The following is a 15,657-nucleotide window of genomic DNA, read 5'->3' on the forward strand; positions in this document are numbered from 1 at the left end:
CCACGGTCCACTGCCCCCGCGAACTGGGGTTTGCCGGGACCGAGTCAATGGTATACCATGAGACATTAGTGGTATACCGTTAACCGAGGAGGGAACGCCATGGCCGACCTGAGACTGCGGAACGCCCGCCTGTGGGGCACCGAGGGACTGTCCGACGTGACGATCGAGGACGGGAGGATCGCCGACGTCGACACCGCCTCCGGCGAGGCGGAGACGGCCGGACCCGACACCGTCGACCTCGAAGGCGCCCTCGTCATCCCCGGACTCGTCGACGCCCACGCCCACGTCGACAAGACCCTCTTCGGCGGCCCCTGGGTCCCGCGCACAGCCGGCCCCGGACTCGCCGCCGCCATCGAGTACGGCGCCACCGAACGCGTCAAGTACGGCGTCCCCAACCCCGACTACATCACCGCGCTCCTCACCAACATGGCCGTCCACGGCACCACCCGGACCCGCTCCCACGTCGACATCGACCCCGGCCTGGGCATCGACGCAGTGCACGCCGTCCGCGAGGCGGTCGAGCGCTTGGAGGGCCGCGTCGACATGCAGATGGTCGCCTTCCCGCAGACCGGACTCCTCGTCAGCCCCGGCACCGAGGAGCTCATGAACGAGGCGCTCGCGGCCGGCGTCGAGTACGTCGGCGGCATCGACCCGGGCGGCTTCGACGGCGACGCGGTCAAGCACCTGGACGTGGTCTTCGAGATGGCCGAGCGGCACGGAGCGGGCGTCGACATCCACGTCCACGACGGCGACAACCTGGGCGTCCACGAGTTCGACCTCATCATCGAGCGGACCAGGGCCCTGTCCATGCAGGGCAGGGTGACCATCAGCCACGCCTTCGCCCTCTACGACGCGGCCGGAGCCGTGCGGGAGCGGCTCATCGAGCAGCTGGCCGAGAACCGCATCTCCGTGACCTCCGTGGCGCCCAAGAAGGTCCTGCCGCTCAAGGAGCTCGACTCGGCGGGCGTGCGCACCGGCATCGGCAACGACGGCGTGCGCGACCTCTGGTCCCCCTACGGCACGGGCGAGATGCTGGAGCGGACCCTGTGGTTCGCTCGCAACTCGGGCTTCAGCAGGGACGAGGACATCGAGCTCGCCCTCGACGCGGCCACCTTCGGAGGAGCCGAGATCACCGGCGCCGAGGACTACGGCCTTTCGGCGGGATCGAAGGCGGACCTGGTCGCCGTCCCGGCCCGCAACGCCGCCGAGGCCGTCATGACCCACCCGACGCCGACGGTGGTCGTCAAGGGCGGCAAGGTCACCGCCCGGAACGGCGTCCTGGCCTGAGGCCGGGGCGGGACGGACCCTCCAGGGCCGCGAGCGGATCTCACCTCCGCTTGCGGCCCTTTCCCTTTCCGGGCCTCTCGTGCTTGAAGTAGACGAAGAGGCGCCCGAAGTTCTTGGAGTCCTTGTCGATCCGGTGGTACTGCGCCTTGATCTCCTTCTGGTCCAGGAAGCGCAGCACCTTCTTCTTCAGCTGCCCCGACCCCTTTCCGGGGATGATCTCGACGGTGTCGATGCGCTTCTCCACCGCCTCGCGGATGACGTCGCGCAGCGCCTTGTCAATTTCCCGACTCTTATTGAAGATGTCGTGCAGGTCCAGAACGAGCTTCGCCATGCCCCCATTGTCCCTCGGACGCGCCGTGCGCGGCGAGGACGGCCCCCGCCGCGCGCCAGCGCCCCCGAACGGCCGCTCCCGCAGAGAAACCGTAGAGGTTGTTTCCCGTCGGACCCCGCTCCTACACTCGTTACCGGCCGCCTCCGCCCGTGCGTGAGCGGCCACCCACTGCCCTGGTAGGGGAAGGCCGCCGCGGGGTACCTTTCCTAAGGAACTTTTGAAGGAGTAGTCGTGAATTACGAACCCAGAGAGGCACCGGGTCCCCCCGCACCCTCCGCCTCGTCCGCGCCCAGGCCGGGCGCCGCACGCCGGTCCCCGCAGGGCCCGGCCGATCCCTCGCGCCCCAACCCCCCGCGGGCCGACGAGGAGCCTCCTCCCGGAAACCCCGGCGCCGCAACGGGTCAGCCCTTCGCCCAGAACCCGGACGAGGCCGAGACCGCCGTCATCCACACCGACACGGCCGCCACGATCCAGTTCAACCCCGGGTTCGACGACCCCGACATGAACGCGACGGTCCAGTTCCCGATCGTCACCCCCGGGCCCGGGCAGGCCCAGCCGAACGCGGTCCCGGTGCAGCCCTTCGGGACCGACCGCCCCCTTCCCGAGCAGGGAAGGCCCGCTCCCCAGGGCCGCGACCCGCAGCCCCCGCAGTCCGATCCGCGCCCCGCCCCCGGTTCCGAGGCCCGGAACGCCTCCGAGGACCCCACCCTGCCCTCCGGGATCACCCCGGGAAACCCGTCCGGCCACGGCCGGCACGACGACGGACCGGGCGCGCCGGACACCCCGCAACCCGAAGGACCGTACCGGGAAGACCCTCCCCCGAACGGGTCGTTCTTCGCGCCCCGGTCGCCTGACACACCGGATTTCCCGGACACGCCCGGTCCCGCCGACGTTACGATGACCCCCGGCGCCCCGCACTACGCCGCCGGCCCCACCCCGCAGTCGTCTGACTATCGCGATACCGAGTTCCCAGAGGGCGGTCCCATGTCACGTCGTTTCGAAGCCACACAGGAGTCTCAACCCGAGGCCCCGCGCGAGGCGCGGGCCGAGGGCCCCGGACAGCAGCCCGTCACCCGGCAGCCAGAACCGGGAGGCCGTGCGCCCCAGGGCCACGACCCGCGCGAGGAGGGCCCCACGCCGCCTCCCGCCGCACCGCCGCCGAGCGTGAAGACCGTTCCGCCGGCCCCCGAGATGCCGCCGTCGAGCCCGACGCCTCCCCACACGACCGACGAGGAGTACGAGGAGCGCGAGGCGCTGCTCGCCCGCGTCCGGGAGATCGCCGGGGTCCGCGACGCCTACTACGTGACCGCCCAGGACGGCTCCCCCAGCCTCCGCCTGGACCTGGAGGAGGGGGTCGACCCCGCGCAGATCCAGGACCAGGTCTCGGCGGTCGTGGCCGAGCAGCTCCCGCCCGAGGACGAAGAGCCCGAGCCGCCGCGCGCACCGGAGCCGGAGCCCCGGGCCGAACCCGTGTCGGAGCCGCCCGCCGCCCGCCGCGAGGACCCCGAAGAGGAGGCCGAGGCGGAGGCCCCGTCCGAGCCGCCGGCCCGCCGCGCCAGGAGGGCGCCCGAGCCGATTCCGGCGCAGGCGCAGGAGGCGGCCGACGTCTCCCCTCCGCGGAAGAAGGACGAGGCCGCCCTCCCGCAGACCGAGCCCATGCCTCCCGCCCACGCCGAGGGACGGGACTCCGGACCGGTCCCGCCGACCCCGGCGGCCCCGCGCCTTTCCCGGTCGCACCGCGCGTCGCGGTCGTTCGACGAGGCCCTCCCGCCCGTCCCGGCGTTCGAGGGCTCCCCGGTCACGCCGCGCGACTCCGAGCGCGCCGCCGTGCCGGTGGAGTTGCAGCGCTTGACGGTCAACTCCGAGGAGTTCGAGGCCGCCGTGCACGTCGACGTCACCGTCGGCGGCGAGGAGGTGCAGGGCTCGGCCGTCTCGGCCGCGGCCGACTGGCACATCCAGCGCGCCGCCGCCTCCGCCACTCTGGAGGCCCTGCGCCCGTGGGCGGTGCCGCCGAGCGCCCGGGTCGAAGTCGAACACGTGTCCATTGTCGCGACCGCTCCGGTCGAGACGGCCCTGGTCACCTTCCTGTGGCTGGACGCCGAGGGCCAGCAGCGCTTCGCGGGCGCGTCCGTCGTCCAGGGCGAGCAGCTCCGAGCGGTCGTCCGCGCGGCCGTCGGCGCGCTCACCGAGAAGATGCGCCACTAGGACATCCGTGTCATTCGGCTCCGCGCGGGCCGAATGACACCGGAGTCGCCCCGGCCGTGCCTCCGGCACGGCCGTTCCTCACCGCGCGATCGACACGCCCGGTCCGCACGGCCGCGCGAAGCGCGGTCGGAGCCGACGCCGCGGGACGACCGCGCGGTGTCGGCAACTGGGCACAGTGGTCGGCACGAGCGCCCGAAAAATGCGACACTGGGACCATGCGCAGGGCGAGGTGGGTTGAGGCGGACCGCATCCGCCGCCCGGCGCGCCCTCATTCCCCTTGGCCCGGCCGCGAGTACACAGTGGCCGGAGACCGGGTCTTCGTCCGCTCCACCCCCGCCACGTCCGACCACGCCGAGCCCGCCGTCCTCGTGCACGGCCTCGGCGGGTCGTCCCAGCACTGGACCGACCTGGCCGACAGCCTCTCGGACCACGTCGCCTCCGACGCGATCGACCTGCCCGGGTTCGGCCACTCCGCGCCGGTCAAAGGAGCCTCCATCCGCCATTACGCGCAGATCGTCGCCGGGTGGATCGCCCAGCGCGGCCGCGGCCCGGTCCACCTGGCGGGAAACTCGCTCGGCGGGGCTGTGGCGGTATGGGTCGCCGCGACGCGGCCGCAGCTGGTGAAGACCCTGACGCTCATCTCCCCGGCCATGCCCTTCACCGACCCGCGCTACTCGCGCCAGTCGCGGTTCGTGCCCATGCTCGCCCTCCCCCGGCTGGACGTCATGGCCGGCAGGTTCCTGCGCCGCAAGGACCCCGAGCAGCTGGTCCACGAGATCACCTCCAGCACCTGGGCCAGGCCCTACGACATGGACCCCCAGCGTTACCGCGAGGCCGTGGACGAGGCGCGGTCCCGGCAGGTGATCCCGTGGACCAGCACCGCCTACGTGGGCGCGTTCCGCGGCTTGATGGGGTCCTTCCTGCAGACCCTCGTCCCCCACTCGCCGACGCTGTGGCGCAAGGCGGGCGATGTGAGGGTCCCGACACTCGTCGTCTGGGGCAAGGAGGACAGGATCATCGACGTCAGACAGGCACCCCGGACGGCGGCGGCATTTCAGGACGGATACCTTCTTATCTTGGGCGGAGTCGGCCACGTCGCCCAGATGGAGGACCCCGAAGCCGTCGCGCGGGCCATGGCGGCCCTGGTGGAGGGGAAGCCGGGCCGCGAGAGGCTGCGGTGAGCCCCGAACACCCCCGACCCGGACGGATCGGACGATAAGGTAGAGGACATGACTGACAGCGCACCAAGCAGAAAGAACGGTCGGCCCGGTCGGGCAGGGCGCGGTCTCGCGCTCACCGCCGTCGCCGCCGTGGTACTGCTCGGAGCCGGCGCCGTCGCCTACAACGAGTTCAACCCGGGAGAGGCCGGCGCCCCCACCACGGACCGCACCACGGACTCGCCCTCCGAGTCCATCGCTCCCCCGACCGCCTCCGCGACTCCGGGCACCGCCGCCGAGGACGACGACGGCGAGCCCGCCTCCCGCACCCTCCGTTACCGCGGCAGCGGGTCCTTCACCTACGCCGAGGGGACCGGAGAGGACATCGGCGAGGGCGGACAGCACCTGAACTTCAACATCGCCGTCGAGAAGGGCGCCGACCTCGACCTCGACGAGTTCGCCTCCGAGGCGGTCAACGTCCTCAGCGACGAGCGCTCCTGGATCGCCGGGGACTGGTCGTTCACCTTCGTCGGCGAACACGACCCGGCCGACTTCACGCTCTACCTCACCAGCCCCTACCAGCGCAGCGTCCTGTGCGGCTCGTCCGAGGACGTCAGCGTCTCCTGCCGCAACGGCGACAGCGTGGTCATCAACTCCGCCCGGTGGCTGCGCGGCGTCCCGCACTGGGACGACGACCTGGAGAGCTACCGCCAGTACGTCGTGAACCACGAGATCGGCCACCGGCTGGGCATGGGCCACAACGTCTGCGGCGGGGAGGGCGAGCCCTCGCCGGTCATGGCCCAGCAGACCTACCAGCTGGGCGGCTGCGAGTCCAACGGCTGGCCCTACCCCGACGGGAAGACCTACCTCGACGGACCGCCCGGCGAGTACGGCGGCCCCGCGCTCCCGCCGGACGACTACGACGAGGAGTGACCTCCGCCGCCGGTCGGCAGCGCCACCGGTCCGGTTTCCCACGCCTTGAGAGCCCGCGGAATATCCGCATCGCGGTACGGCATTATCAGAGTATGAGTTTGCCGCCACTTGTCGAACCGACCGCCGACCTCAGCGTCGACGAGGTCCAGCGCTACTCGCGCCACCTCATCATTCCCGACGTCCGCAAGGACGGCCAGCGCCGTCTCAAGACCGCCAAGGTGCTCTGCGTGGGCGCGGGCGGCCTGGGCTCCCCCGCGCTGATGTACCTCGCCGCCGCCGGCGTGGGCACGCTCGGCATCGTCGACTTCGACATCGTCGACGAGTCCAACCTGCAGCGCCAGATCATCCACGGCCAGAGCGACGTGAACCGCCCCAAGGCCGAGTCCGCCGCCGACTCGATCAAGGAGATCAACCCGAACACCGAGGTCGTGATCCACAACGAGGCCCTGACGAACGACAACGTCATGGACATCTTCGCCGGCTACGACCTGATCGTCGACGGCACGGACAACTTCGCGACCCGCTACATGGTCAACGACGCCGCCGTCCTGCTGAACAAGCCCTACGTCTGGGGCTCGATCTTCCGCTTCGACGGCCAGGCCAGCGTCTTCTGGGCCGAGCACGGCCCCTGCTACCGCTGCCTCTACCCCGAGCCGCCCCCGCCCGGAATGGTTCCCTCGTGCGCCGAGGGCGGAGTGCTCGGCGTCCTGTGCGCCTCGATCGGGTCGATCCAGGTCAACGAGGCCATCAAAGTCATCACCGGTATCGGCGAGCCCCTGGTAGGATCGCTGATGGTCTACGACGGACTGGAGATGGAGTACCGCAAGATCAAGGTCCGCAAGGACCCCAACTGCGCCGTCTGCGGCCCGAACGCCACCGTCACCGAACTGATCGACTACGACGACTTCTGCGGAGCCGTCACGGAGGAGGCCTCGAAAGCCGTGGAGAACTCCACCATCACCGCCGCCGAGCTGAACGACTGGATCAAGGAGGGCCGCAATATCGAGCTGATCGACGTTCGCGAGCCCGCCGAGTGGGACATCGTCCGCATCCCCGGCGCCAAGCTGATCCCGAAGGGCAACATCATCTCCGGTGCCGCTCTGGACCAGCTTCCCCAGGACAAGCAGGTCGTCTTCTACTGCAAGGGCGGCGTCCGCTCGGCCGAGGCCCTGGCCGCGGCGAAGAACGCCGGCCTGTCCAACTCCGTGCACGTGCAGGGCGGCGTGATGGCCTGGGTCAACCAGGTCGACCCGAGCCTGCCCAGCTACTAGGGTGGGTGACCGCTCAAGCGCCGTGAGGCACGCAATCTCGCACCGATCCCGCCGGCCGATGGGCGGAAGCCCTATCGACCGCCGCGATCGGCACGATCTCACGCACCTCACGGCGCTTGAGCTTCTTCCAGCGCTAACGCCGCGACGCAAGCGCGCGGCTCTACTTGGGAGAAACCGCTAGAACGATATGACAAAGGCCCCCGGCATCCGCCGGGGGCCTTTCGCGTGTCCGCGTTCAAGCGGCGCGCGTCCGAGACTCAGTAGCGGTAGTGCTCGCTCTTGTACGGGCCCTCGACCGGGACGCCGATGTAGTCGGCCTGCTCCTGCGACAGGGTCGTCAGCTTGACTCCGAGCGCGTCGAGGTGCAGGCGGGCCACCTCCTCGTCCAGGTGCTTGGGCAGCGTGTACACGCCGACCGGGTACTCCTCCAGCTTGGATTGCAGCTCCATCTGGGCCAGGACCTGGTTGGTGAAGGAGTTCGACATGACGAAGCTGGGGTGGCCGGTGGCGTTGCCCAGGTTCAGCAGGCGGCCTTCGGAGAGCACGAGGATGGAGTGGCCGTCCCCGCCGCCCGTCTTCGGCGGGAAGACCCACTCGTCGACCTGCGGCTTGACGTTGAGCTTCTCGATACCCGGCTCGGCGGCCAGGCCGGCCATGTCGATCTCATTGTCGAAGTGGCCGATGTTGCCGACGATCGCCTGGTGCTTCATCCGGCGCATGTGGTCGACGGTGATGATGTCCTTGTTGCCGGTGCAGGTGACGAAGATGTCGGCCTGGCCGACGACCTCGTCCAGCGGCAGGACCTGGTAGCCGTCCATGGCCGCCTGGAGGGCGCAGATGGGGTCGACCTCGGTGACGATGACCCGCGCGCCCTGGCCGCGGAGGGCCTCGGCGCTGCCCTTGCCGACGTCCCCGTAGCCGCAGACGACGACGGTCTTGCCGCCGATGAGGACGTCGGTGGCGCGGTTGATGCCGTCGGGCAGCGAGTGGCGGCAGCCGTACTTGTTGTCGAACTTGGACTTGGTGACCGAGTCGTTGACGTTGATGGCCGGGAACGGCAGCGTGCCCTCGCGCTCCATCTCGTAGAGGCGGTGGACGCCCGTCGTGGTCTCCTCGGTGACGCCCTTGAGCTGGGAGAGCTTGCGGCTGTAGCGGGTGGCGTCCTCGCCGAGGGACTCGGCGATGAGGGCGAGGAAGACCTTCTCCTCCTCCGAGGAACCGGACTCCGGGTCGGGCTTGACGCCCTCGGACTCGAAGGCCGCGGCCTTGGCCACGAGCATGGTGGCGTCGCCGCCGTCGTCGAGGATCAGGTTCGGCTCGCGGTCGCCCCAGTCGAAGGCACGGGAAGTGCACCACCAGTACTCCTCCAGGGTCTCGCCCTTCCAGGCGAAGACCGGCACGCCCTGCGGGGACTCGGGGGTCCCGCCGCCGACGACGACGGCCGCCGCGGCGTGGTCCTGGGTGGAGTAGATGTTGCAGGAGGCCCAGCGGACCTCCGCGCCGAGCGCGGTGAGCGTCTCGATGAGGACCGCCGTCTGGATGGTCATGTGGAGCGAGCCGGTGATGCGCGCCCCTTCCAGGGGCTTGGACGCGGCGTGGCGTTCGCGCAGCGCCATGAGTCCCGGCATCTCGTTCTCGGCTAGACGGATTTCGTGTCGCCCGAAGTCGGCGAGGCTGAGGTCGGCGACTTTGAAGTCGCTGCCCTGGAGAGTATTGGCCATAACCGAATGGTACGTCGGCCGCTCGCGGCCGAGTCGGATGACGCTCCCGTTTCCGAGGGTCGGGAGTCGGGAGGGGAGGGAATCGTGCGGGGCGCTCGGCGACACGCCGGGATGGAGACGGACTCGGCTCTCGGCGGCGCGCCCGAGAAAAGGTCCAGGGGGGGAGGAGGCGCCCAGCGGCGCGCCGAGGAAGTGGCACGGGGGAAGAGGCGCCCGGCGGCCCGCCGGGAAGCGCGGATGTCCCCTTCCCGGGGGAACACGCCCGGCAATAGAGGATTCCTATCTCCTTGCCGCCGTTCAAAATCACGCCCTGAACTGGCATTCCGCGGGCGCGCCTCGGAGCGTTCGGGCCCGCCGGGGTGATAGGGTTCAGACCGTTGTTCCATCATGTGCGCGACGGTTCGTCAACCCCCATATGTCCCTCGTAGGCGTGAGGTGAACGGATTCACTCCGGGTTTTCGGCGGGTTGGACTTGACAGCACTGGAACATCGAGTAGTCTTGTAGACACGCAGGGTCACAGACGGCGATCGCGAATCGCGGACCGGACCCACAGCGGAAATACCAAACCGGGGGGAGTGCCGGGGGTCTGGGGTGGCCCCCGGCACATTTTTGTGTCCGGAACCCCAACGCCGGCACGGCGAACGGCCACTCTCCGAGAATCCGTCCCCGCCCCCGCTGGGCCGCAGCCTCTTCGATCGACTCACCCGACTTCACCCTCACCACGGAAGCCGCCTCCGGGGCGCGTCACCCGCACATGAAAAAAGGCTGGTGACCTTTCGGCCACCAGCCAGTATCCCCCTGAAAAAAGCTTGCGGGCACACGCTCTCTCAAGTCTGCGGAATGGAAGTAAGCAGTCATTCCGTATGAATCGGACAATACACCATTCACCCTCGCGGTGACAAGCTCCCCCGGCGGTCTTCCGTGTCCCGTGTCTCAGGGTTTGTCGCCGGTCACGACCAGTGGCTTAAGCGATCGACATTTCGAACGTATTCCCTTACTCTTCTGTCGTGACATCCGAGGCCTTCTCCCCCGACACCCGGTCCAAACAGATCGGCTGGCTCCTGCGCAGCGAAAAGACGCGCATGGTCCTGGGCACCGTGCTCTACGGCGCCGCCGGGATCGCCTGGCTCGCCATCCCCTGGGCCATCTCCATGATCATCGACCGGGCCCTCCCCTCCGGATCCCACGGCGAACTGCTCCTCTACTCCGGGCTCATCCTCGTCTTCGCCCTGGCCAGCGCACTGATCTTCATAGCCGGATTCGCCCTGCTCTTCCGGGCCGAGTCCCGCCACCGCTACCGGATCGTCACCGGCATGGCCCGCCACCTGTCCTTCACCGGCCCCGCCGTCCGCGGCCGCACCACCTCCGGCGACATGGCCAACCTCGCCACGGACGACACCTTCCGCCTCGGCTCGGCCGCGATGCACCTGGGCTTCTTCATCATGTCCCTGATCGTCTTCGGCTCCGGCGCGGCCCTCGTCTGGCGCGCCGACCCCGTCCTCGGCCTGGTCACCGTCCTCGGCTCCTTCGCCACCGGCCTCATCGCCGGTCCGCTGCTCAACCGGCTGCACTCCCGCCAGGACGCCTACCGCGAGGCCACCGCGACACTGACCACGCAGGCGAGCGACATCGCCGGCGGCCTGCGCATCCTCCGCGGGCTCGGGGGCGAGCGCCAGTTCAACGGCCACTACCGGTCGCTGTCCCGCAAGGTGCTCGACGCCGGCTTCGGCGTGGCGTCCTCCGACTCGTGGATCAAGGCCCTGGGCGACACCCTGCCGCTGGGCCTGGTCGCCGCGCTCATCTGGCTGGGCGCCAACCGGGCCGCCTCGGGAGCCATCACCGTCGGCGAGCTGGTGGCCGTCTCGGGCTACGCCACGGTCCTCGTCGTCTACTCCCGGTCGGTCATCGCCGGGTTCAACGGCCTGGTCATGATCTGGGTGTCGGCCGGGAAGATGGCCCGGTTCTTCCGCCTGCCCGCCGCCGACCGCTCCGGCACGGAGACAGACGCCTCGGGTTCGCTGACCGACGCCGAGACCGACGTCGCGATCGAGCCGGGGAAGCTGACGGTCGTGCTCACCCGACACCGCCCCGAGGGGCGCGCGCTCATGCGCCGGCTGGCGGGATTCGACGAGTCCGGGGCGCGCTGGGGCTCGGTGCCCCTCGCCGACCTCGACCACGACGTCCTGCGCCGCCGAGTGCTCCTGCTCGACAACGACTACCTGTTCCCCGGAACGCTCGCCGAGACGCTGCGCGTGCCGTCCGAAGAGGCCGCCGCGGCCCTGGACACCGCCGCCGGGGCCGACGTGCTCGGCTCCCTGGGCGGTCCGGAGGGCCGCGTGGAGAACGGCGGCCGCAACCTCTCCGGCGGCCAACGCCAGCGGCTCGGGCTGGCCCGGGCCCTCGCCGCCGACCCCTCGGTACTGCTGGCCGTCGAGCCGACCTCGGCCGTCGACGCCGCGACCGAAGCGCTTATCGTGCAGCGTGTCGCCCGGAAGCGAAAGGGTGCGACGACGGCGGTCGTCACCTCGTCGCGACTCTGGGCGGCCGCGGCCGACACCGTCATCGACCTGGACGAGGCCGGCGGCGCGCCCGCCGCCCGCATTCCCGCCCCATCCGCCGCGGAGGACACCCGACTGTGAGACAACGACTTCCCGTCGCGGCCGGCCGCGACGCGCTGTACACCCTGCTGCGACTCAGCTCCGCCCGCAAGGGCCTGGTCGCCGGCTTCCTCTCCTGCTACCTGATCGGGCTGGCCGCCACGTCGCTGATCCCGATCCTGTTCGGCACCATCATCGACGGCATCGGCGCCGGCTGGTCGTCCGAGCGGTTGAACTGGACGGCGGCGGGCATCGTGGCCTCCATCGTCGTCGCCGCCGTGTTCCTCCGCTACGGCTCCCTGCTCGGGCGCCGGTTCGGGGAGCTGGCCGCGGCCCAGCTGCGGGAGCGGTTCACCGAGAGGGTCCTCCGCCTGGACCTGGGCACCGTCGAGGCCGCCGGGCGGGGCGACCTGTCCACTCGGACGTCGGCGGACATCCAGTCGGCGACGACCCTGTTCCACACCAACGGCCCGGAGCTGCTGTCCGGCGCGCTCGAGGTCGCCGTCATCGCGGCGGCCGCGGTGTTCGTCCACCCCGTCCTGGGCCTGGGCATCATCACCGTGCTCCCGCCGCTGATCTTCGTGTTCCGCCGGTACTGGAAGCGCTCGCAGGGCGTGTTCGTGGCCGAGCGGGGCGCCATGAGCGAGATAGCCGAGAGCCTCGGGGCGACCTCCGAGGGCTCCCAGACGGTCGAGAGCTTCCGGATGCAGGAGGAGAGGGAGCGGGCGACCGAGACGGAGGCGGGGGAGCACCAGCGCCTCCTGCGGCGCATCCTCGGGCTGTTCTCGTGGTTCCTGCCCGCCACCGACATGTCCCTGGCGACGCCGATCGTCCTCGTGTCGCTGATGGGCGGGTTGTGGTACCTGGGCGGCGGGGCCATCACGATCGGCGCGATCTCCGCCGTCGCCATCCTCGCCATGCGCCTGGACGGGCCCCTGTACCGGATGATGAACAGCATGATCGAGTTCCAGCAGGGCGCGGCGGCGCTGGCGCGCATCGAGGGGGTCGGCACGATTCCCGAGACGCGGCGCGAGTCCGTTCCCGAGGGCGACGAGATCGTCTTCCGGAACGTCACCTTCGGCTACGGCGACGGTCCCGACGTGCTGACGGATCTCGACCTGCGTCCGCAGAAGGGCAAGCGGCTGGCGATCGTGGGGCCCTCCGGGGCGGGCAAGTCGACCTTGGCCCGCCTGCTGGCCGGGATCGACGCGCCTAGGAAGGGATCGGTGACGATCGGGGGCGCCGAAGCGTCCGACATCGACACCGAGGTGCTGCGCCGCCATCTCATCCTCGTGACCCAGGAGCACTACGTCTTCAACGCCTCGGTGCGCGACAACTTGCGCCTGGCCACCCCGGAGGCCGACGACGCGCGGTTGAAGGGCGCGCTCGACGCGGTGGGCGCCACGTGGATCGATTCTCTGGACGAGGGGCTCGACACCGTCCTCGGCGACGGCGGGCTGGAGCTCGACCCGGCCGAGGCCCAGCAGCTGGCCCTGGCGCGGGTGATCATCGCCGACCCGCCGATCGTCATCCTCGACGAGGCGACCGCCGGGATCGACCCGGACAACGCCGGCGGCATCGAGGCGGCCCTGGCCGGAGCGCTCGACGGCCGGACGGTGCTGGCCATCGCCCACCAGCTGGAGGCGGCGCGGACGGCCGACCAGGTCGCCGTGGTCTCCGGGGGCGGGATCGCCGAGCTCGGCTCCCACGAGGAGCTGGTGGCGCTGGGCGGCGAGTACGCACGGCTGTGGGCCGCCTGGAGACAGGAGGTCTTACGGAGCGGCGGACCGGTTCCGCCGGAGAGCCGCCGCGCTCGTCCGGCCCACGGCAAGGCAGTCCCGGCGGCGCCCGCGTGCCCGCCCGGTCCGCGTTTCGTCCTCTCTCCTCCGGACGTTCGGGTGATCTTTCGCGCCGTTCGGTCCTCACCCCGTCGAGGGATCTGCGCATTTCTCGACGACACGCCGTGATTCGAAGGCCGCCTCACGTGCCGGCGTTCCTAAGATGAGTGACCACCCTCCTCCGAAGGGTTCGCCATCCGTCGTCTTCAGGAAGGCCGATAATGCTTACGGCGACAAGAAGATCCGCTATCCCCGACGCCCCTTCCACCACCGCCCACTCGCACGGCGGCTTCCACTACGAGAGCCTCCGCGCCCCCGCGACCTCCTCCCCCACCACCGCCCCGGTCGTCCTCATCGGCGGTGCCTTCCAGCGCAAGGAGGACTGGGGCCGGATCCTGAAGGGACTGGCCAACCACGCCGACGTCATCGCCGTCGACCTGCCCGGTTGGGGCGGGGCGGACCTCCTGCCCAGCCAGTATGGGATCGACTTCCTCACCGACGCCTGCATCCGGGCGCTGGACGACCACCTGGAATCGGCCGGACTGCACGGCGGCACGACCGGCCGTTTCAACCTCATGGCCGGCTCCTACGGCACCGCCGTGGGCTACCGCCTGGCGCAGCGGCGCCCGGACCTGGTCGAGAGGGCCGTCATGATCGGCACCATGCGCTCGATCCCCGACCACCTGCGCGACGTCATCGAGGAGGGCATCGCCCACATCCTCGCCGGGCGGCGCCGCGAGTTCGCCACCACGGCGGTGGAGTGGATGACCACGCGCAGGCCCGGCGCCGACGTGGAGCGCCTGGCGGTCATCCGCCGGATCCTGTGGGGGAAGCTGGCGAACATCCCCGACGACGAGGTCGCCAAGTTCGTCGCCAACACGAGGCGGCTGTTCGACCTCGACTCCATGGACACCGGTCGCGGCCCGTCCATGCCGATGCTCTTCGGCGTCGGCGAGCACGACACCTTCACGCCCCCGGAGCTGTGCTGGGAGCTGGCGCAGACCTGCCCCTCCTCGCAGTTCGTGCAGATCCGCCGCTCCGACCACCTCGTCCACCTGGAACGGCCGAACGACATCGTCGACCTGGCGGTGCGCTTCTTCCACCGGCTGCCGGTCGGCGAGGCGCCCTACCTCCTGGGGGCGGACGACACAGTCTGAGGGAGAAATAGTCCGGGGTTCCGCGCCGTTGAGAACGGCGTGCAACGCGATGCTCGAGTGATCGTCGTCGGCGCGGGCCAGGCAGGGCTCGGCGCCGCCTACCACCTGCGGCGGGCCGGCCTGTCGGCCCCGGACGACTTCGCCGTCCTCGACCGCGCCCCCGCTCCCGGAGGCGCGTGGCAGTTCCGGTGGCCGACACTGACCTTCCGGACCGTGAACGGAATCTTCAAACTGCCGGGCCTGGACGTCCCCGACGTCCCCGTCGACACGCCCGTCTCGGGCGTCGTCTCCGAGTACTTCGCGGAGTACGAGAAGCGGTTCGACCTCAATGTGCGCCGCCCGGTCTCGGTCGACTCCGTGGAGTCCCTGCCGGACGGGCGCCTGCGCCTGGAGACCTCGGAGGGGCCGTGGACAGCCGGCGCGCTGATCAATGCCACCGGCACCTGGGAGCGGCCCTTCTGGCCGCACTACCCCGGCCGCGAGAGCTTCGCGGGCCGCCAGTTGCACACCGCCGACTACGCCGGGCCGTGGGAGTTCGCCGGGAAGAGGGTCATCGTCGTCGGCGGAGGGATCTCGGGCGTCCAGCACGTGATGGAGATCCATCCCTACGCCGCCTCCACGACGTGGATGACGCGCACGCCGCCCCGGTGGGCCGAGGGGGAGTTCGACCGCCGGAGGGGAGCCGAGGCCGTCGCGATGGTCGAGCGGCGCGTCCGCGAAGGGCTGCCGCCCCAGCCGGTCGTCGCCGTCACCGGCATCCCGGTCACCCCGGAGGTGCGGGAGGCCCTCGACACCGGGGTCCTGGACCGGCGGCCCGTGTTCACCGAGATCGTGCCCGAGGGCGTCGTCTTGGCCGACGGCACCGTCCTGGAGGCCGACGTGATCCTGTGGGCCACCGGCTTCCGCCCCGTCATCGACCACCTGGGCCCGCTGCGCCTGCGCGGCCCCCGGGGAGGGATCGCCCTGGCCGGAACGCAAGCGGACGCCGACGAGCGCATCCAGCTTGTGGGATACGGCCCATCGGCGTCCACTGTGGGGGCGAACCGCGCCAGCCGAAGCGCGGTCCGCCGGGCGCTGGCGGTGTCCAGTCAAAACGCGAGCAACCGTAGACGGGCGCCGGCGCCGGATCGGGTCTAGGGAGGCGGGCCGTCCACGCGGG

General features: G+C 70.7%; 11 protein-coding genes. 9 read left to right on the forward strand and 2 right to left on the reverse strand.

Annotation, left to right across the window (positions count from 1 at the left end; genetic code table 11):
- Positions 1-99: 99 nt before the first annotated feature.
- Positions 100-1,287: an amidohydrolase gene (locus tag ACFTE1_RS16670; protein WP_380621599.1), complete on the forward strand. Its 1,188-nt coding sequence runs from the start codon at positions 100-102 to the stop codon at positions 1,285-1,287.
- Positions 1,288-1,327: 40 nt separating this feature from the next.
- Here ACFTE1_RS16670 and ACFTE1_RS16675 read toward each other — a convergent pair whose 3' ends face one another.
- Positions 1,328-1,618 (reverse strand): Smr/MutS family protein, encoded by a 291-nt coding sequence (locus ACFTE1_RS16675; protein WP_380621601.1) that lies wholly within the window; start codon positions 1,616-1,618, stop codon positions 1,328-1,330.
- 231 nt (positions 1,619-1,849) lie between these two features.
- Here ACFTE1_RS16675 and ACFTE1_RS16680 point away from each other — a divergent pair, with 231 nt between their 5' ends.
- The 4 genes from ACFTE1_RS16680 to moeZ all read left to right on the forward strand — a co-directional run bounded on the left by ACFTE1_RS16680 (position 1,850) and on the right by moeZ (position 7,184).
- Entirely contained in the window at positions 1,850-3,823 is a 1,974-nt protein-coding gene (locus ACFTE1_RS16680; RefSeq protein WP_380621603.1) for a hypothetical protein, read from the forward strand.
- Positions 3,824-4,038: 215 nt separating this feature from the next.
- Positions 4,039-5,004, forward strand: coding sequence for an alpha/beta fold hydrolase (locus tag ACFTE1_RS16685; RefSeq protein ID WP_380621605.1), 966 nt, complete (start codon positions 4,039-4,041; stop codon positions 5,002-5,004).
- A 48-nt stretch (positions 5,005-5,052) separates the two neighbouring features.
- Complete coding sequence (locus tag ACFTE1_RS16690) at positions 5,053-5,913, forward strand: DUF3152 domain-containing protein (protein WP_380621607.1); 861 nt, start codon at positions 5,053-5,055, stop codon at positions 5,911-5,913.
- A gap of 92 nt (positions 5,914-6,005) precedes the next feature.
- Positions 6,006-7,184: an adenylyltransferase/sulfurtransferase MoeZ gene (gene moeZ / locus ACFTE1_RS16695; protein WP_380621609.1), complete on the forward strand. Its 1,179-nt coding sequence runs from the start codon at positions 6,006-6,008 to the stop codon at positions 7,182-7,184.
- Positions 7,185-7,441: 257 nt separating this feature from the next.
- On the opposite strand, the gene ahcY is transcribed toward moeZ, so the two are convergent.
- Positions 7,442-8,905, reverse strand: coding sequence for an adenosylhomocysteinase (gene ahcY / locus ACFTE1_RS16700; protein WP_380621611.1), 1,464 nt, complete (start codon positions 8,903-8,905; stop codon positions 7,442-7,444).
- A 1,008-nt stretch (positions 8,906-9,913) separates the two neighbouring features.
- Here ahcY and ACFTE1_RS16705 point away from each other — a divergent pair.
- The 4 genes from ACFTE1_RS16705 to ACFTE1_RS16720 all read left to right on the forward strand — a co-directional run bounded on the left by ACFTE1_RS16705 (position 9,914) and on the right by ACFTE1_RS16720 (position 15,635).
- Positions 9,914-11,545 (forward strand): ABC transporter transmembrane domain-containing protein, encoded by a 1,632-nt coding sequence (locus ACFTE1_RS16705; RefSeq protein WP_380621613.1) that lies wholly within the window; start codon positions 9,914-9,916, stop codon positions 11,543-11,545.
- A complete protein-coding gene (locus ACFTE1_RS16710) occupies positions 11,542-13,470 on the forward strand; it encodes an ABC transporter ATP-binding protein (RefSeq protein ID WP_380621615.1) in 1,929 nt (642 codons plus the stop codon). Before ACFTE1_RS16705 ends, ACFTE1_RS16710 begins: the two co-directional genes overlap by 4 nt.
- Positions 13,471-13,562: 92 nt before the next feature.
- Positions 13,563-14,498 (forward strand): alpha/beta fold hydrolase, encoded by a 936-nt coding sequence (locus tag ACFTE1_RS16715; protein ID WP_380621617.1) that lies wholly within the window; start codon positions 13,563-13,565, stop codon positions 14,496-14,498.
- Between the two features lie 39 nt (positions 14,499-14,537).
- Positions 14,538-15,635: an NAD(P)-binding domain-containing protein gene (locus ACFTE1_RS16720; protein ID WP_380621619.1), complete on the forward strand. Its 1,098-nt coding sequence runs from the start codon at positions 14,538-14,540 to the stop codon at positions 15,633-15,635.
- Positions 15,636-15,657 lie beyond the last annotated feature (22 nt).

Source organism: Salininema proteolyticum, from assembly GCF_042685645.1.
GTDB lineage: Bacteria > Actinomycetota > Actinomycetes > Mycobacteriales > Micromonosporaceae > Salininema > Salininema proteolyticum.